The sequence below is a fragment of the Magnetospirillum sp. ME-1 genome (assembly GCF_002105535.1).
In the GTDB taxonomy this organism is placed as follows: Bacteria; Pseudomonadota; Alphaproteobacteria; order Rhodospirillales; family Magnetospirillaceae; genus Phaeospirillum.
In genome coordinates this window covers 3,974,937-3,992,704 of record NZ_CP015848.1, presented here as the reverse complement: position 1 = coordinate 3,992,704, position 17,768 = coordinate 3,974,937, and the positions used below count along the sequence as shown (strand labels likewise).

12 protein-coding genes are annotated in these 17,768 nt (G+C 68.2%); 8 read left to right on the top strand and 4 right to left on the bottom strand.

Annotated elements, in window-relative coordinates; translation table 11 throughout:
• The first annotated feature begins 8 nt into the window (after window positions 1-8).
• Window positions 9-1,979, top strand: coding sequence for a PAS-domain containing protein (locus WV31_RS18675; RefSeq protein WP_085374962.1), 1,971 nt, complete (start codon window positions 9-11; stop codon window positions 1,977-1,979).
• Here the strand turns inward: WV31_RS18675 and WV31_RS18670 are convergent.
• Together WV31_RS18670 and WV31_RS18665 are read right to left on the bottom strand one after the other, a co-directional pair.
• On the bottom strand, window positions 1,942-3,885 hold the full coding sequence (locus WV31_RS18670; protein ID WP_085375672.1) for a YgiQ family radical SAM protein: 1,944 nt from the start codon (window positions 3,883-3,885) through the stop codon (window positions 1,942-1,944). The two genes, WV31_RS18675 and WV31_RS18670, sit on opposite strands and share 38 nt — an antisense overlap.
• A gap of 11 nt (window positions 3,886-3,896) precedes the next feature.
• Complete coding sequence (locus WV31_RS18665) at window positions 3,897-4,931, bottom strand: hypothetical protein (protein WP_085374961.1); 1,035 nt, start codon at window positions 4,929-4,931, stop codon at window positions 3,897-3,899.
• A 137-nt stretch (window positions 4,932-5,068) separates the two neighbouring features.
• Between WV31_RS18665 and WV31_RS18660 the strand changes: the two genes are divergently transcribed.
• From WV31_RS18660 to WV31_RS18650, 3 genes are read left to right on the top strand one after another with little or no spacing between them, the layout of a single operon-like run.
• Window positions 5,069-7,660, top strand: coding sequence for an MMPL family transporter (locus WV31_RS18660; protein ID WP_085374960.1), 2,592 nt, complete (start codon window positions 5,069-5,071; stop codon window positions 7,658-7,660).
• The gene (gene hpnK / locus WV31_RS18655) at window positions 7,657-8,523 is read left to right on the top strand and encodes a hopanoid biosynthesis-associated protein HpnK (protein WP_085374959.1); all 867 of its coding nucleotides are present in this window, start codon (window positions 7,657-7,659) and stop codon (window positions 8,521-8,523) included. The genes WV31_RS18660 and hpnK overlap by 4 nt, the downstream gene beginning before the upstream one ends.
• Window positions 8,520-9,500 carry a lysylphosphatidylglycerol synthase domain-containing protein gene (locus tag WV31_RS18650; RefSeq protein WP_085374958.1) on the top strand — a complete coding sequence of 327 codons (981 nt, stop codon included), beginning with the start codon at window positions 8,520-8,522 and terminating at the stop codon, window positions 9,498-9,500. The genes hpnK and WV31_RS18650 overlap by 4 nt, the downstream gene beginning before the upstream one ends.
• A 157-nt stretch (window positions 9,501-9,657) precedes the next feature.
• Here the strand turns inward: WV31_RS18650 and WV31_RS18645 are convergent, their stop codons facing one another.
• A complete protein-coding gene (locus WV31_RS18645) occupies window positions 9,658-11,817 on the bottom strand; it encodes a methyl-accepting chemotaxis protein (RefSeq protein ID WP_085375670.1) in 2,160 nt (719 codons plus the stop codon).
• Between the two features lie 210 nt (window positions 11,818-12,027).
• Between WV31_RS18645 and WV31_RS18640 the strand changes: the two genes are divergently transcribed.
• The 4 genes from WV31_RS18640 to WV31_RS18625 all read left to right on the top strand — a co-directional run bounded on the left by WV31_RS18640 (window position 12,028) and on the right by WV31_RS18625 (window position 16,562).
• On the top strand, window positions 12,028-13,020 hold the full coding sequence (locus WV31_RS18640; protein ID WP_085374957.1) for an RluA family pseudouridine synthase: 993 nt from the start codon (window positions 12,028-12,030) through the stop codon (window positions 13,018-13,020).
• Window positions 13,021-13,117: 97 nt separating this feature from the next.
• Window positions 13,118-13,807: an HAD-IA family hydrolase gene (locus WV31_RS18635; protein WP_085374956.1), complete on the top strand. Its 690-nt coding sequence runs from the start codon at window positions 13,118-13,120 to the stop codon at window positions 13,805-13,807.
• Window positions 13,804-15,819, top strand: a complete 2,016-nt coding sequence (locus WV31_RS18630) for an AsmA family protein (RefSeq protein ID WP_085374955.1) — start codon at window positions 13,804-13,806, stop codon at window positions 15,817-15,819. Before WV31_RS18635 ends, WV31_RS18630 begins: the two co-directional genes overlap by 4 nt.
• 32 nt (window positions 15,820-15,851) lie before the next feature.
• Entirely contained in the window at window positions 15,852-16,562 is a 711-nt protein-coding gene (locus WV31_RS18625) for an ATP12 family chaperone protein (RefSeq protein WP_237051375.1), read from the top strand.
• Here WV31_RS18625 and WV31_RS18620 read toward each other — a convergent pair.
• Complete coding sequence (locus WV31_RS18620) at window positions 16,549-17,655, bottom strand: methyltransferase domain-containing protein (protein ID WP_085374954.1); 1,107 nt, start codon at window positions 17,653-17,655, stop codon at window positions 16,549-16,551. The two genes, WV31_RS18625 and WV31_RS18620, sit on opposite strands and share 14 nt — an antisense overlap.
• Window positions 17,656-17,768: the final 113 nt, after the last annotated feature.

Sequence of the window (17,768 nt, the reverse complement as noted above, 5' to 3'; positions counted from 1 at the left end):
GCGAATGCATGACGGATAAGGGCCGGACGGACATGCCACCGGGTCATGGTATCGACATGACCATGATGCACGGCGTGCTTGATCACCTCGACCAGGGGATTTCGGTTTTTTCCGCCGAGTTGCACCTGATTTTGTGGAATCAGCAATTCGCCGACCTTCACGACTTCCCCGATGGCTTCCTCCATCACGGCCTGAAGTTCGAGGACATCATCCGCTTCAACGCCCGGCGTGGCGAATACGGCGATTGCGACGTCGAGGCCTATGTGGCCGCGCGGGTCGATTCGGCGCTGGAGTTCCGCCCCCACCGCTTCGAGCGGACCAGGCCCAACGGCAGCATTCTGGAAATCATCGGCAACCCGCTGCCCGGCGGCGGTTTCGTCACCACCTATTCGGACGTGACGGTCAACCGCCAGGTGGCGGAGAATCTGCGCGTCTCCAACGACCGCCTGGACCTGATGGTCGAGCGCCGCACCCAGGCGCTGAGGGAAAGCGAGGAACGCCACCGCGCCTATGGCGAATTCCTGGAAGCCACCGTCCAGCATATGCCGCAAGGGGTCTGCCTGTTCGATAACGATCTGAACCTGGTGGTGGCCAATAGCGGCTTCTTCGACCTGACCCAGATCCCCTCCTCCTTCAACGTCAAGGGCATCAATTTCCGCGAGTTCATGCTCTACAACGCCCAGCGCGGCGAATACGGCCCCGGCAATCCGGCGGAGCTGGCCGACCAGCGGGTGGAACAGGCCCGCAAGATGCAGCCCCATGCCTTCGACCGCACCCGGCCCGACGGCACGGTGATCGAGGTGCGCGGCAACCCCATCCCCGGGCGCGGCTTCATCAGCACCTTCACCGACATCACGGCCAGGGCCAGGGCCGAGGAATCGCTGCGCGAGGCCGCCACCATGGCGCGGGCCATGCTGGACGCGCCCGGCCTGCTGGTTCTGCTGATCCGCCTGGACGGCACCATCGTCGACCTGAACGAGGAGGCGGCACGCGGCCTGGGGGCGGGCAAGGACAAGATGATCGGAGCCAACATCTTCACCTCCATGCCGCCCCCGGTGGCCGAACGCCGCTTCGCCCATGCCCAGCAGGCGATCTTCGAGGGGCGCGCCGTCTATTTCGAGGACGAGCGCGATGGCCGCTGGTTCGAGACCACCATGACCCCCTACCCCATCGACCAGGACGGCACGCCGCGGGTGATGGTCATCGCCCACGACGTCACCCACCGGCATCAGGCGGAGCAGCGTCTGCGCGAAGCCACGGCGCTGGCCCAGGCGGCCAACCGGACCAAGACCGACTTCCTGGCCGCCATGAGCCATGAATTGCGCACGCCCTTGAACGCCATCCTGGGCTTTTCCGAGATCATCGCGCGCGAGATGTTCGGCCCCGTCGGCGAGCGCTACCGGGTCTACGGCCAGGACATCAACTCGGCGGGACAGCACCTGCTGGCCATGATCAACGACATCCTGGACATTTCGCGCATCGAGATCGGCGCCTTCACCTTGTGCATCGAGCCGGTCGATCCGCACGAACTGGCCGGTTCCTGCCTGCGCCTGGTCAGCACGCGCGCCGATGCCGGCGGCATCCGGCTGACCGACGACCTGCCGGAATCGCTGCCCCAGTTGCAGATCGATTCCAGGCGAAGCAAGCAGATCCTGATCAACCTGCTGGGCAACGCCGTCAAGTTCACCCCGCCGGGCGGCAGCGTCACCCTCAGGGGCGAAAGACTGGCGTCGGGCGGCGTCGCCTTCCACGTGGCCGATACCGGCATCGGCATGAGTGAGGCCGACATCGCCGTCGCCCTGTCGCCCTTCGGTCAGGTGGATACCGGCCTGGACCGCCGCTTCGAGGGCGCCGGGCTGGGCCTGCCCCTGGCCAAGTCCCTGGCGGAGCTGCATGGCGGCAGCCTGGACATCCGCTCGACTCCCGGCACGGGAACCACGGTCAGCGTCTATTTCCCCGCATCGTGCGTGGTTGCCTAGGGCTCTGCCCCCCGCCGCGCGGCACCAGTTGGTGGTTGCCCGGCCCGATCAAATCGGCGCGCCCCATCTTCTGCAGCGCCTCGCGCAGGATCGGCCAGTTCTCGGGATCGTGCCAGCGCAGGAAGGCCTTGTGCAGGCGGCGCTGCCGCAGCCCCTTGGCGGTGAACACCTCCTCGCCGGCGCGGCGCACCGGCCGGATGGGGTCGCGGCCGCTGTGGTACATGGCGGTGGCCAGCGACATGGGCGTCGGCAGGAAGGTCTGCACCTGATCCAGCCGAAAGCCGTTCCGCTTCAGCCACAGGGCGAGATTCAGCATGTCCCGGTCGGTGGTGCCGGGATGGGCGGCGATGAAATAGGGAATGAGGTAGAGCTTCTTGCCCGCCCGCGCCGCCGCACGCTCGAACATCTCCTTGAAGCGTTCGTAAGAGCCGATGCCCGGCTTCATCATCTTGGACAGCGGCCCGTCCTCGGTATGCTCGGGCGCGATCTTGAGGTAGCCGCCCACATGGTGGCGGACCAGTTCGTCCACATAGGCCGGGCTGGTCACCGCCAGGTCATAGCGCACGCCCGAGCCGATGCTCACCCGCTTCACGCCCCGGACACCCCGCGCCGCGCGGTAGAGGCGGATCAGCGGATCGTGGTCGGTGCCCAGGGTCTTGCAGATATCGGGATAGACGCAGGACAGCCGCCGGCAGACCTTCTGCACCTCGGGCTCGCGGCAGCCCAGCCGCCACATGTTGGCGGTGGGCCCGCCCAGGTCGGAGATGGTGCCGGTGAAGCCCTTGGTCTTGTCCCGGATCTCCTCGATCTCGCGGACGATGGAGGCCTCGGACCGGCTCTGGATGATGCGGCCCTCGTGCTCGGTGATGGAGCAGAAGGAACAGCCGCCGAAACAGCCGCGCACGATGTTGATGGAAAAGCGGATCATCTCCCAGGCGGGAATCCTGGCCTCGCCATAGCCGGGATGCGGCGCCCGGGCGTAGGGCAGGTCGTAGATTCCGTCCAGTTCCGGGGTGGAAAGCGGTATCGGCGGCGCGGTCACCCACACTTCCTTGTCGCCATGGCGCTGGACCAGCGGCCGGGCGTTGAGCGGGTTGCTTTCCTGGTGCAGCACCCGCGACGCCTGGGCGTACAGCACCTGATCGCCCTGCACCTGCTCGAAGGAGGGCAGGCGCACCACCACCCGCTCGCCCTTGACCGCCGGCTGGGCGGTCTCGGGGTCGGAAGCGTCGATCACCCGCCAGTCGTCGGGCACACCATCGCGGACGAAGACCGTGCCGCGGATGTCGCGCATGGCCTTGGGCGCCTCGCCCGCCTGCGCCCGCCGGGCGATCTCGACGATGGCCCGCTCGGCGTTGCCGAACACCAAGAGATCGGCCTTGGCATCCATCAGCACCGAGCGGCGCAGCTTTTCCGACCAGATGTCGAAATGGGCGATGCGGCGCAACGAGGCCTCGATGCCGCCGATCACCACGGGCACGTCCTTGAAGGCCTCGCGGCAGCGCTGGGCGTAGACGATCACCGCCCGGTCGGGCCGCCGCCCCCCCTCGCCGCCCGGCGTGTAATTGTCGTCGCTGCGGATGCGCCGGTCCGAGGTGTAGTGGTTGACCATGGAATCCATGTTGCCCGCCGTCACCCCGAAGAACAGGCGGGGACGGCCCAAGGCACGGAAAGGGTCCGGCCCGCTCCAGTCGGGCTGGGCGATGATACCCACCTTGAAGCCCTGGGATTCCAGCAGGCGGCCCACGATGGCCATGCCGAAGCTGGGATGGTCCACATAGGCGTCGCCGGTGACCAGCACCACGTCGCATTCGTCCCAGCCCAGCGCCTCCATCTCGGCCCGGCTCATGGGCAGGAAGGGCGCAGCCTTGCGGCGGGGAAAGGAAAGGGGATCGGGCTGGTCCATGAAATTTCCGCTCAAATGCCGTCGCCGTCGACGAACCCCTTCTCATCCTCCCCTTTGCCGTTCAGATGCAAGACCCATTTCGCCAGCCATCGCCGCGCCGCCAGGCTGGACGCCGCCACGAAGGCCCCGATGGTGAGCAGCAGGATGGCCAGTTCGCGCCACCACTCCACCAGGGCCAGATCCTCGGGCAGCCCCACCGAGACCAGGACGGGATAGCCGTCCACGGCAAGGAAATCGCCGATTTCCGGGGAATCGTCGGTAGGATCGGGAATACGCCCGAGCAATTCCCGTCGCTCGGCGGCCCAGCGGCGGAACAGCTGGCCGTCCCAGAAGGTCCGCCCGGCCAGGGTGTAGTCGCGCGGATGATTGACCAGCAACCGGCCTGCATCGTCGAAAATGCGCACCACTCCCCCGGGAATCAAATTCAGCCCCGAGATCTGGGAGAAGATGTCCTCGGTGTTCAGTTGCACCAGCAGCATGCCGAGGAAGCGGCCGTCCAGATCCTGCAGCCGGCGGCTCATCATCAGCCGCCAGCGCGTCGGCCCGGTCTCGCCCAGGGTCAGGGCGGCGTCGCCGACGAAAACCGCGCTCTCCAACCCCTGGTCGCGGTGACGCTGGAAATAAAAGCCCCCCGAGATGTCGGGCGCCGGACGGGTGACCGGCACCGATGCCGCCACGCTCCGCCCCGAGGCGTCGAAGACGATCACCGCCGCCACCTGGGGCAGGCGCTGGGTGGTCAGGTGGAAGACCCGCTGCAATTGCGGCTGCGAGGCCTGGGACGAGACGAAGCGGGTGGCCACCGGCCGCAGATGGTCGGCGATGTGAATGTCCACCGGACGCAGCGTGGCGGACAGGGTGCGCGATACGTCGCGGGCCAGGACCTGGACCTGCGCCTGGGCCTCCACGAAGGCCCGGTCATGCTCGACCCACAGGCTGGCGAATTCCCAGGCGTTGAACAGCACGGCCACCAGGGCGGGAGGCGCCAGCAGCAGCGGCAGCCATCGCCGCGCCCAGCCTTTCACCGCCCTTCCGACCCGCGTCACCATTGCCGCTCCCTTCAATGCTGCAATGCAATATCGACGGTAGCGCGTTTGCCCGGCAAAGCCAATGACTCTTGCTATGCAAGGGCCGAGGAGGCACATTCCCCCCTTTCTCTCCCGGCCGCATGGAAAGCCAAGGAACAATGCTGAAGGTAGTGGCGGTTCGACTCGTGGATTGGAGCTGGCGCCACGCCTGGGCGGTGGTGATCGCCTCCCTGGCGGCCACGGTGCTGTTCGGCTGGTACGCCGCCACCCACCTGTCGCTGGACACCGACGAGAGCAAGCTGATCTCGTCCGATCTGCCCTACCGCAAGGTGGAAAAGACCATCGACAAGGCCTTTCCCCATTCCACCGACCGGCTGGCGGTGATCATCGACGCCCCCACCGCCGAGTTGGCCGAGGATGCGGTGGAACGCCTGGCCCAGGCCCTGCCCGTCGCCAACAAGGGCGTGGTGCACGACGCCTCCCGCCCGCCCGAGGAGATGTTCTTCCGCAAGAACGGCCTGCTGTTCCTGCCGGCGGCCGAGCTGGAACAGGTGGTCGAGCGTCTGGTGCAGGCGCAGCCGCTGCTGGGCTCCATCGCCAAGGACCCCTCGTTGCGCGGCCTGCTGTCGGCGGTGGATCTGGTGCTGCAAGGCATCAGCCACGGCCAGGCGGCGCCCAAGGACATCGAGCCGCTGCTGGCGCAGTTGGAAGCGCCGGCCGCCGCCATCGCCGCCGGCAAGGCGGCCAGGCCGGTGGACTGGCAGGCGCTGATGTCGGGCGGCCCGGCCCGGGATGCGCCGCGCCGCTTCCTGATGGTCCATGGAATCCTCGATTACAGCGCGCTGGAGCCGGCCTCCGACCTGATCAAGGCGGTGCGCGCCACCGCCCGCGACCTGGAACTGGTGCCGGAAAAGGGCTATCGCGTGCGCGTCACCGGCAACCTCGCCCTGGCCGACGCCAATTTCGCCACGGTGGCCGAGGGCGTGGAGATTTCGGCGCCGCTCTCCTTCCTGGGCGTGGCGCTGCTGCTGTTCTGGGCGGTGCGCTCGGCCCGGGTGGTGGGCGCCATCATGGTCTGCCTGGTGGTCGGGCTGGTGGCCACCGGCGCCTTCGCCGCCGCCGCCGTGGGCAGCCTCAACCCCATATCCGTCGCCTTCGCGGTGATGTTCCTCGGCATCGCCGTGGATTTCAGCATTCAGTTCGTCACCGCCTACCGCAACCAGCGCCATATGGACCTGCCGCCCGACACGGCGGCGCACGGCGCGGCGACCGCCATGGCGACGCCGCTGACCCTGGCGGCGGTGGCCACCGCCGTGGGCTTCCTGTCGTTCATGCCCACCGACTACACCGGCGTGTCGCAACTGGGGCTGATCGCCGGCGCGGGCATGATCATCGCGGTGGCGGTCAATTTCACCCTGCTGCCGGCCCTGCTGGCCCTGGTCAACCCGCCGGCGGAAATGGAGCCGGTGGGCTTTCCGCTTCAAGCGTCCGACGCGATGCTCCGCCGCCACGCCAGACCCATCGTCGCCGCGGCCTGCGCCATCGGGCTGGTCGGCGCGGCCCTGCTTCCCGTCGTGCCCATGGATTTCGACCCCCTGCATCTGCAGGACCCCAAGGCCGAGGCCGTGGCCACCTTCATGGACCTGGCCAAGGACCCCGACAACGGCGTCTACAACCTGGAGACCCTGGCCCCGTCCATCGAGGACGCCCGCGCCCTGGCGGAAAAGCTTTCCGACCTGCCCGGCGTCCATCGGGCCATGACGGTCACCACCTTCATCCCCGAGGGTCAGGACGAGAAGCTGGCCATGATCGGCGATCTGGCCATGGTCCTGGGCCCGACCCTCAACCCGGCCAAGGTGCTGCCACCTCCCACTCCCGAAGAGGCGCTGGCGGCCATCGCCCGGCTGGCCGGGCAATTGGAGGCCGTCGCCCCCGACCACCAGCCCTCCCGGCGGCTTACCACCCACCTGAAGGCCATCATCGCCAAGGGCCCCCGGGCCGCCGAGGAATACCAGAAGGCCGTTGCCGGCCTGCCCGCTTTGCTGTCCACCATCAAGCGCTCGCTGGAAGCCGAGCCGGTCAGCATCGAAACCCTGCCGGCCGAGTTGAAGCAGGGATGGATCGCCATGGACGGCAAGCGCGTCCGGGTCCAGGTGCTGCCCAAGGTGGACATCCAGGACGAGACCCAGCGCCGCAACTTCATCGCCGCCGTCTCGGCGGTCGTCCCCGACGTGGCCGGCGCCCCCATCACCATGGAGGAGGCGGGCAAGGTGGTGATCCGGGCCTTCGCCGTCGCCGCCATCTGCGCCCTGGCCGCCATCGGCCTGCTGCTGTGGCTGATGGTGAGGCGGGTGCAGGATTCCCTGCTGGTGCTGGCACCGCTGGTGCTGGGGGCGCTGGCCACCGTCATCGCCGCCCGCCTGGCCGGCATCGACCTGAACTTCGCCAACGTCATCGCCCTGCCGCTGCTGCTGGGCATCGGCGTCGCCTTCAACATCTATTACGTGGTCAACTGGCGGGCCGGCATCGTCGACCACCTGTCCTCGCCCACCACCCGGGCGGTGCTGTTCTCGGCGCTGACCACGGGCCTGGCCTTCGGCAGCCTAGCGGTGTCGCCCCACCTGGGCACGGCCTCCATGGGCATGCTGCTGTTCCTGTCGCTGGGCATCACCGTGGTCTATACCTTCGTGGTGCTGCCCGCCATCTTCCACGTGATCGGACAGCCCCAATCCAACGGAATTGCCAAGTGAGCAAGCGCCTGATCGTCACCGCCGACGATTTCGGCCGCTCGGTCGAGATCAACCGGGCGGTGGAGGACGGCCACGCCAACGGCATCCTCACCGCCGCCAGCCTGATGGTCACCGAGGGCGCCGTGGAGGATGCGCTGGAGCGCGCCCGGCGGCTTCCCACCCTGGGAGTCGGCCTGCACGTCACCCTGGTGGACGGCATCCCCGCCTTGCCGCCGTCGGAGATTCCCGATCTGGTCGACCAAGAGGGGATGTTCACCCTGGACCTGGTGCGGCTGGGTACCCGCATCTTCCTGTCCAGGGCGGCGCAGCGTCAGGTCAGTGCCGAGATGCGCGCCCAGTTCGAGCTGTTCAAGGCCACCGGGCTGCCGCTCGCCCACGTGGACTTCCACCACCACTACCACCAGCACCCCACCGTGTTCGATCTGGTGCTGGATCTGGCGGTGGAGTACGGAGCCCCCGGCATCCGCATCCCGTGGGAGCCGCCGCTGCTGTCCTATCGGGCGCGCGGCGACCGGCTGGGCACCCGGCTGTTCAACGGCGTCTTTCACTGGCGGCGAAACCGCGCCATGGCCGCCAAGGCCAGGGCGAAGTGCCTGCTGGTCAACGAGCGGGCCTTCGGCGTCAACGATTCGGGGCAGATGGACGCCGCCAAGGTGAATTCCTTTCTGGACGTGCTGCCCGAGGGGCTGTCGGAAATCTACTGCCACCCGGCCACCGCCCATTGGGATGCGCCGCGCCCCATGCCGCCCCATTACCGCATCGACGAGGAATACAAGGCCCTGATCGCGCCCGAAAACCGCCGCAAGGTGGCTGAACGGGGCATCGTGCTCACCACCTTCGCCGCCGAGGCCGCAAGACGATGAAAGCCAACCTTCTGCGCCTCGGCGTCATCGTCCTGATCATCATCGCGGCCTGGTACATGCGCGACGGCTTCGGCGACGTGGGCGGCGCGCTCGATACCGCCGGATGGAGCGGCGTGGCGCTGATGGCCTTGACCCACGCCCTGCCGGTGGCGCTGTGCGGTATCGCCTGGGGCCTGCTGCAGGACGGCATTCCGACCTGGAAGTTCTCGGTGGCCCGCTGGATCAAGGACGGGGTGGGCGAACTGGCCGGCATCCTGCCCCTGTCCGCCGAGATGGCCGCCATCCGCCTGATGACCCGCTACGGCTTCCGCGTCGCCGAGTCCACCGCCGTGGTCATGGTCGACGTCACCGCCGAGGCCATCGCCCAGTTCTTCTTCAGCATCCTCGGCGTCGCCCTGTGGCTGCACCTCTACCCCGAGGCCGAGGTCACCCGCTGGGCGCTGATCGCCCTTGGGATCAGCGTTCCCGGCCTCGCCATCTTCGTGGCGCTGCAGCGCTCGGTGGTGATGCGCTTCCTGGAGACCCTGCCGGCCAAGATCATGCCCCACGCCTGGGACGCCCCCGATGCCGATTCCGGGGTGCATGCCGCCGTCCTGACGCTGTATTCCGACCACCGGCGCTTCGCCCGTTCGGTGTTCTGGCACATCCTGGCCTGGGGGGCGGGCGCCATCGAGGCCTGGGTGGCGCTGTGGCTCCTGGGCTATCCCATGAGCCTGGCCGAGGTGCTGGCGCTGGAAAGCATCATCTACGCCATCCGCTCGGTGGCCTTCGTGGTGCCGGGCGCCATCGGGCTGCAGGAAGGCGGCTACATGCTGGTGGGCGCCGTTCTCGGCCTGCCCACCGAGATCGCCCTGGCGGTCTCGCTCTTGAAGCGCGGCCGCGAGTTGCTGATGGGATTGCCCGCCCTGTTCGTCTGGCACTACATCGAGCATTCCACCGCCAAGCAAAAGGCCCCGGCCGAGAAGACCGGGGCCTGACCCTGGCGATTAGAGCCATGGTCCAGAACAAACCCCGGTGAGGGGTTTGTTTAGGCCCAAGGGGCCGCGCGCCTTATGGCGCGGGAGGCAAGGGCGCTCGCGCCCGCCCGCCGCTTGAGGGCTCCCGGTGATCGGTTTTGATCACCGGGATATTGTTTTAAGCGCTGCGGATTTCCTTGATGAAGCCCGCCACTTCCTGGGCCAGCTGGTTCGAGGCGCCCTTGAGGCCGTTGGCGGCGTCGTAGACCTGATCGGACATCAGCTTGGTCTCCTCGGCGGCGTCGGACACCACCTGCACGTTCTCGGCCGCCGAGGCGGTGCCGTGGGCCGCCTGCTCCACCGAGCGGGCGATCTCGTTGGTGGCCGCGCCCTGCTCCTCCACCGCCGCGGCGATGGCGGACGACAGTTCGCTGATGTTGCCGATGGTATCCGAGATGGAGCGGATGGCGTCCACCGCCGAGCGCGTCTCGGTCTGGATGGCGGTGACCTGCTGGCCGATCTCCTCGGTGGCCTTGGCGGTCTGGTTGGCCAGGTGCTTGACCTCGTTGGCGACCACGGCGAAACCCTTGCCCGCCTCGCCCGCCCTGGCCGCCTCGATGGTGGCGTTCAAGGCCAGCAGGTTGGTCTGGGACGCGATGTCGGTGATCAGGTTGACCACATCGCCGATCTTCTGTGCCGCCTCGGCCAGAGAGCGCACCATGCGGTCGGTTTCGCCCGCCTGGCGGACCGCGTCCCCGGAGATGGTGGCGGCATGGGCCACCTGGCGGGAGATTTCGGTCACCGACGAGGACAGCTCCTGGGTCGCCGCCGACACCGACTGGACGTTGGCGGTCACCTGACCGGTCATGGCGGTGACGTTGCCGGCCTGCGTCATGGTCTGCTGGGCGTTGGCCGACAGGGTCTGGGCATTGCCCAGCAGCGAGCCCGACGACACGTCGATCAGATCGACCACGCCCTTGACCCGGTCCTCCAGGGAATTGGCGACCCGGTTCAGTTCCGCCTTGCGGCTCTCCTCGGCCTGGCGGTCCAGCTCGACCTTTTCCAGGGTGGCATAACCGATCTTGGCCTTCAGCGCGCGGAGCAGCGAGTGCAGCTGCCCGAATTCATGCACGTCGGCCACCGGGATCTCGTGGGCCTGATTGCCGGCGGCGATGGCGTCGAAATGGCGCTCCATGGCCTTGAGAGGGGCGCGGATGCCGGCCACGATGCGCATGCCCATCACCGCCGCGAACAGCAGCGCCACCGCCAGGGCGATGGACACCTTCATGCTGAGGCCGGAAACATGGGCCTCGGCATTGGCGAAGGTGCGGGCGGCATCCTTGCTCTGATAGGAGATCAGCGCCTTCAGTGCGTCGTGGCTGGCGTTGTAGAGGGGGCGCATGGTCTCGCCGAAATGCTTGCCCAGGGCCTGGGCGTCGCCCTTGCGCGCCAGTTCCATGGCCGGACCGAGGCCACCTTCGCGGTACGCCGTCCTGGTGGCGTTGAATTTGTCCATCAGCGCCTTTTCCTCCGCCGGATGATTGCCTGCGGTGTAGCTTTCCCATTTCTGGTTAATGGTCTTGATGTTGGCGTCCACCTGGGCAAGGCGGTCACTGAGGGCGCCCCAATTGGTGTTCAGCAGCAGCTGCACTTCGATGGTGGCGATCTGGCGGTAGTTTTCCTGGAACAGATCGGCGACCTCGGCCAGGTCGATGGCGGAGACGGTGTTCTCCTCGTAGACCATCCGCACGTCCTCGCCCACCGAACGCACGCCGGAAATGCCCAGCCAGCCCACAACCAGCATCAGCACGCCCAGCGTGGCCAGCACGCCACCCAGCCGCCCGGCGATGGAGTTCTTCAACTCGCCAAGCTTGCCGGCCAGGCCGGTGGAGACCACCCGGCCGTCCTTGATGGCCAGCCCCTGGGCCCGTCCTTCACGAAACAGCTGGTAGGCCTGCTCGGCGGCATTGATCTGGGCGCGGGACGGCTTGGAGCGGATGGAGACGTAGCCGGTGATCTGGCCGTTCTCCATGATGGGGGTGACGTTGGCCCGGACCCAGTAATGGTCGCCGTTCTTGGAGCGGTTCTTGACGAAGCCCTCCCACGGGCGGCCGGCCTTGATGGCGGCCCACAAATCGGCGAACGCCTCCTTGGGCATGTGGGGATGGCGCACCAGATTGTGGGGCGAGCCCACCAATTCCTGCTCGGTGAAGCCGCTGATGTCGATGAAGGCCTTGTTGACGAAGGTGATGCGTCCGCCAGCATCGGTGCGCGACACCAGCATGTCGCCGTCCTTCAGCTCCACCTCACGGTTGGTGATCGGTCCATTGTCACGCATCATAGCCCTCCATTTTGCCTCTCGCCGTCAGGGCGGGATTGCGCACAGCCTCAACCACCCATGCCGCTTGGCATAAATTACCCATGGCTTTAGAATAGTACGAATTATTGCGTATTCAAGGCGATTGATGAAATTTCCCAGTACGGCAGTGCGATAATCGGAAAAAGTTTCTGTTGTGCCCTGCCCGCTCCCGCCGCTAGGGTCCGCCCCATGAGCGAAGTCCAGACCCTCCACGTCACCGAGGACGAGGCCGACATCCGCCTCGACCGTTGGTTCAAACGTCATTTTCCCGCCATCGGCCATGGGCTGCTGGAAAAGTGGCTGCGCGCCGGCAACGTCCGGGTGGACGGCAAGCGCGCCAAGTCCAACCAGCGGCTGGAAGCCGGACAGGCCATCCGCGTGCCGCCCCAGCCCGCCGCCGAGGCGCCGCCGCGCGAAGCCAAGCCCGTTCCGGTGGACGACAAGACGGCGCGCATGCTGAAGGACGCCGTCCTTTACATGGACGACGACGTCATCGCGCTGAACAAGCCGGCGGGCCTTGCGGTCCAGGGCGGCACCGGCATGGCGGACAAGCACCTGGACGCCTGGCTGGACGCGCTGTGCTTCGGAGCCGCCCGGCCCAAGCTGGTCCACCGCCTGGACAAGGACACCTCGGGCGTGCTGCTGCTGGGCCGCACCGCCAACGCCACCGCCAAGTTGGCCGCCGCCTTCAAGAGCCGCTCGGCCCGCAAGTGCTACTGGGCGCTGGTGGCCGGGGTGCCGCGCTATCCCCAGGGCCGCATCGACGCGCCGCTGGCCAAGCTGCCCGGCAAGGCCGGCGAGAAGGTGGCGGTGGACAAGGAGGACGGCAAGCATGCCGTCACCTATTACCGCGTGGTGGATTCCACCCTGAAGCGGGCCGCCTGGCTGGAGATGGAGCCCCGGACGGGGCGCACCCACCAGTTGCGCGCCCATTGCCTGCTGCTGGGCACGCCGATCATGGGCGACGGCAAGTACGGCGGCAAGGAGGCCCTGGTCGAGGGTACCGGCGTGTCGCGCAAGCTGCACCTGCACGCCCGCGCCGTCCGCCTGCCCCATCCGCGCACCGGCAAGCCGCTGGAGGTGGTGGCCCCGCTGCCGCCCCACATCAAGGCCAGCTTCGACTTCTTCGGCTTCGCCGAGGGCCAATCGGGCCCGCCCTTCGTCTCCTTCGAGGAAGAATGACATTCGTCATTGATCCGCCGCATTCCGGCGGTTGGTTGCGGGGGCCCGATGGGGTAAGATAACCCCACGAAAAATACGAGCAGCGCGCCGGAGTCCGATGTCCCATCTGCGCCTTGCCGTCTTCGATGTGGACGGCACCCTGGTGGACAGCCAGCACAATATCGTCTCGGCCATGACCGAGGCGTGGGGTAACTTGAACCTGGGCATTCCCAGGCCCGAGCAGGTCCGCCGCATCATCGGCCTGTCCCTGGTGGACGCCTGCGCCGTGCTGCTGCCCTGGGCCAACCCCACCGTCCACCGCGCCGTGGCCGACGCCTACAAGGAAGCCTTCCGCGCCATGCGCCTTCTGCCCGACACCATGGAGCCGCTGTTTCCCGGCGTGAAGGAAGCCCTCGACCGCCTGGAGGGCGAGGGCTGGCTGTTGGGGCTGGCCACCGGCAAGTCGCGGCGCGGTGTGGACTCCCTGCTGGACGCCCACGATCTCAAGGGCCGCTTCGTCACCATCCAGACCGCCGACGACAACCCCAGCAAGCCCAACCCCGCCATGCTGCGCCGGGCCGCCGCCGATTGCGGGCTGGAACCGGGCGAGATCGTCATGATCGGCGACACCGCCTATGACATGGCCATGGCCGCCGCCGCCCGCACCGCCGCCGTGGGCGTGTCGTGGGGCTATCACTCCCTCGATGAATTGCAGCGCGCCGGCGCCCAGGTGGTGCTCGACACCTTCGACAACCTGACCGAGGTCCTGGACGCGCTGACCGGCGACAAGTCCGGGGATGGAGCATGAGGCCCGGCACCATTGCCAAGGTCGTCGCCGCCCTGGTCCTGGTTCTGGTGGTCGCGGTCATCGCGGCGGCCAAGTCGCTGAAATCCGACGTCTACAACGCCTTCCTGGCCGAACGGGTCAAGGCCGCCAGCGGCCTGGACCTCACCTTCGCCGGCGCCACCAAGCTGAAGCTGGGGCCGTCGCCGGTGCTGAGCTTCACCGGCGTGACCCTCTCCGCCGGCAAGGGAGCCGACATCCTCTATGTGGACCGCATCGAGGCGCGCCTGGCCCTGGTGCCGCTGGCGTTGCGCCAGTTGCGCCTGGAAAGCCTCAATCTCTTCCGCCCGGTGCTGCACGCACAGAATCTGCACCGGCTGCCGCCGGCCAGATTCCTGGACATGGGCGATCCGCCGTCGGGAGCCCCGCTGACCCGCCTCGCCCTCTCCGAGGTCGGCATCGAGGACGCCGCCATCCGGTGGAGCGGCGGCGTGGTCCAGGTGACCAAGGCGGTGATTCGCCCCGAAAGCGAAGCCGGCGGCCCGTTGTCGCTGCAACTGGCCGGCCGCTGGCAGGACAGCCGCTTCGACCTCAGCGGAGTGACCGGCCCCCTGTCGGCCCTGGGCGGCGCCAAGCCCTATCCCGTCCAGCTCAAGGGCACCATCGACGGCGCCACCCTCACCCTGCGCGGAACGGCGGCCTCGCCCCTGGCCGCCAAGGGGCTGGATTTCGAGATCCGCGCCCAAGGCGAGGAACTGGCCGACCTGCTGCGCCTCTCCCCCGGCAAGGGAGCAATCCAGGCCTTTGGCCCCTTCAAGCTGGCGGCGCGGCTGACCGATGCCGGCGGCCCCCTGGCGCTTGCCGACATCGACGCCATCATCGGCCGCCGCGATTCCCTGCTGATCACCGCCAAGGGACAGGTGGCCGATGCTGCCCGCCCGGCGGGAATCGATCTGGCCTTCGGGCTGGAGGCGGAGTCCCTTGCCGGTGCGACGCGCCTGCTGGGCCTCGACCTGCCCAATGCCGGACCGGTCAAGCTGTCGGCCAAACTGACCGACATCGAGGGCGGCTGGCGCCTGACCGGCCTGAAGAGCACCCTGGGCCGCAGCGATCTGGCGGGGGAAATCTCCCTGGTGCTGGCGCCGCGCCCCCGGATCTACGGCCGCTTGGGCGCCGCACAGCTGAACCTGGGGGACTTCTCCCTGCCGCCGCCGCGCGGCATGCCCCCCGCCCAGGCCTCGCAGCCGCGCCGCCCGGCCATTCCCATCGACGATGGCCGCATCCTGGGGACCGAGCCGCTGATCCTCGATCTGGTCCGCGACATGGACGCCACTCTGTCCCTGGCCGCCACCAGGCTGGTGGCCGGTCCGGCCACCCTGTCGGACGCCGCCGGCGAATTGACCCTGGCGTCGGGCCGGATGACGCTGGCGGGCTTTGCCGCCCGGGCCGGCGAGGGCCGGCTGGCGGGCGAGATGAAGCTGGATGCCGCCACCAAGACTCCGGCCCTGACGCTCCGCCTGACCGCCGCCGGCGCGGATCCCGCGCTGCTGACCGCGGGCGCCCTGAAGGGGGGCAAGGCCGACCTCGCCCTCGAGCTCAGGGCCCAGGGCACCAATCTGCGCAATCTGGCCGGCTCGGCCGAGGGCAGCCTCGCCCTCACCCTGGCCGAAGCCGTGCTGGCCCGCACCGCCGGCACCGAGCTTCCCGCCCGCCTGGCCCGCGACATCGACCCGCGCGCCCAGGAGGCCGACGGCCTGCGCCTGCGCTGCCTGGTGGCCCGGCTGCCGATCAAGGCCGGCCTGATCAGCCTGGACAAGGGCCTGGGGGCCGAGACCGCCACCGCCGCCGCCATGGCCGTGGGCAGTATCGATCTGCGCACCGAGGCCCTGGACGTCACCGTGGCCAGCCGTACCGCCCCGCCGCTGAAGATCAAGGGCGTGCTGGGCAATCCCGTGGTCACCCCGGAAGGGGCATCCAAAGTGGCCGCCGACCCGGCGCCCTGCCGCACGGCTCAGGCGCGCCGCCTCGCCCGCTAGACCGATCACTTTTTTCGAGAAGGCTTTTTTCCGTGCTCAAGTCCATCAAGCGTTTCTACAAGGAATGCGTCGCCGCCCCCCGTGACGGCGGCTTCGCCATTTTGCTGGACGGCAAGTCCGTCAAGACGCCGGGCGCCCGGCCGCTGGCCGTCCCCGCCCAGCCCATGGCCGAAGCCATCGCCGCGGAATGGAACGCCCAGGGCGATCAGGTGCTGCCCTCCACCATGCCCATGACCCAGTTGGCCAGCACCGCGCTGGACCGGGTCGGCCCCGAGCGCGCCCATATGGTGGGCCAGCTGATGAACTACGCCGGCACCGACCTGCTGTGCTACCGCGCCGAAACCCCCGGCGATCTGGTGAGCCGCCAGAGCACCGCCTGGCAGCCGCTGCTGGATTGGGCGGCCCAGGCGCTGGACGCGCCCTTGCTCACCACCACCGGCCTGACCGCCGTGGCCCAGCCGGAAGCGTCCCTGGCCGCCCTGCGGCGCCATGTGGAGGCCTATGACGATTGGCGCCTGACCGCCCTGCAATCCTCCACCGCCGCCATGGGATCGCTGATTCTGGGCCTTGCCCTGGTCGAAGGCCGCCTCGACGCCGAAGCCGCGTTCGAGGCCTCGCAGGTGGACGAGACCTATCAGATCGAGCAATGGGGCGAGGATTGGGAAGCCGCCGACCGCCGCGCCGAGCTGAAGCGCGACATCGTGGCCGCCGCCCGGTTCCTGGGGCTGCTCAGCCCTTCCTGAAGGCGCACCAGAAACCCGGAGGACCGCGATGGCGGTCGATGTCCATGACCACCTCGCGAAGGCCGGTCTCGACGGCCAACCGGCGCAGATAGGCGCGGCTGTGGGCGTATTCACCCGGCTTGGTCACCGCGATCTCGCGGGGATCGCTTAACGCATCCACCGAGAACAGGAACGCGCCGTCCGGGGCCAGCAAACGGGCGGCGTGGTCGAAGAACGGCCGCAGATCGGCGAAGTAGTACAGCACGCAGGACGCCAGGATGGTGTCGAAGGGACCGTCCAGGGGCTCCAACGCCTGGGGCAGGCTGCCTTCGACCAGGGTGTCGTAGACCTTGCGCGCGCGGGACTGGGCCAGCATGGCGGGCGAGCGCTCGATGCCGGTCACCGATGTGGCCGAGGCCGGCAGTTTCGAGGCCAGCAGGCCGGTTCCCGTGCCCAATTCCAGCACCCGGCGCAAGCGCCGTCCCGGAAACGCTTCAAGGTACAGACGCAGCATCCGGTCGCTGAAGTAATTGTGCAGATCGTTGCCGTCGTAGCCGGCGGCGATGGCATCCAGGCGCTCGACCGAGGTCATCTCCCCCGCGCCGCCCTCCCAGTCGGGCAACAATCGGCCGAAGCATTCCACCGACTCTTCCAGTTGTCCGCCTTTCAGCAGCGCCATGGACAGGTTGTGATAGTGGGCGTGATTGGTCGGGTCATTCGCCAGGGCCCGGCCAAGAAGCTCGATGGCCCCCGGGTACTGCTTAAGCTCCATAAGGGCTCTACCGCGATAGGGATAGAAGCGGCTGTCACCGGCAATCTGGCTTTCATGATGGGCACAGACCCGCTCCACGTCGGCATGGGCATGAAGGTGGTGCAGCGCATGAACCAGATCGAACAGCATGTCCACCCGCGGCTCGCGCCGCACGGCCTCGACCAGCGCCTCGACCCCATCCGTCTCCCGGCCGCTCGCCAGATAAACCTTTCCCAGCAGATTGCGGGGCAGCGGGTCACGGGGTTTGAGCGCCTCCGCCGCCAGGAAGGCGGCTTCCGCGCCCGGAAAATCACCCTGCCGGGCGAGACCGATGCCGTGATGGATGCGTTCTTCGAAGGTCATAAGGCATCTCCGGGGACCTGGATATTGGTACCTCGCCCGGATGGACCTGTCACGCGAAAGGGGCCGCCCCTCGCGGGACGGCCCCTTCACTCGATTACAGATACCGGAGGAGG

Bases quoted from the DNA above. Each gene is read 5' to 3' on its own strand.
- WV31_RS18675 (WP_085374962.1), top strand. From the start codon at position 9: ATGACGGATAAGGGCCGGACGGACATGCCACCGGGTCATGGTATCGAC.
- WV31_RS18670 (WP_085375672.1), bottom strand. From the start codon at position 3,885: ATGGACCAGCCCGATCCCCTTTCCTTTCCCCGCCGCAAGGCTGCGCCC.
- WV31_RS18665 (WP_085374961.1), bottom strand. From the start codon at position 4,931: ATGGTGACGCGGGTCGGAAGGGCGGTGAAAGGCTGGGCGCGGCGATGG.
- WV31_RS18660 (WP_085374960.1), top strand. From the start codon at position 5,069: ATGCTGAAGGTAGTGGCGGTTCGACTCGTGGATTGGAGCTGGCGCCAC.
- WV31_RS18650 (WP_085374958.1), top strand. From the start codon at position 8,520: ATGAAAGCCAACCTTCTGCGCCTCGGCGTCATCGTCCTGATCATCATC.
- WV31_RS18645 (WP_085375670.1), bottom strand. From the start codon at position 11,817: ATGCGTGACAATGGACCGATCACCAACCGTGAGGTGGAGCTGAAGGAC.
- WV31_RS18640 (WP_085374957.1), top strand. From the start codon at position 12,028: ATGAGCGAAGTCCAGACCCTCCACGTCACCGAGGACGAGGCCGACATC.
- WV31_RS18635 (WP_085374956.1), top strand. From the start codon at position 13,118: ATGTCCCATCTGCGCCTTGCCGTCTTCGATGTGGACGGCACCCTGGTG.
- WV31_RS18630 (WP_085374955.1), top strand. From the start codon at position 13,804: ATGAGGCCCGGCACCATTGCCAAGGTCGTCGCCGCCCTGGTCCTGGTT.
- WV31_RS18620 (WP_085374954.1), bottom strand. From the start codon at position 17,655: ATGACCTTCGAAGAACGCATCCATCACGGCATCGGTCTCGCCCGGCAG.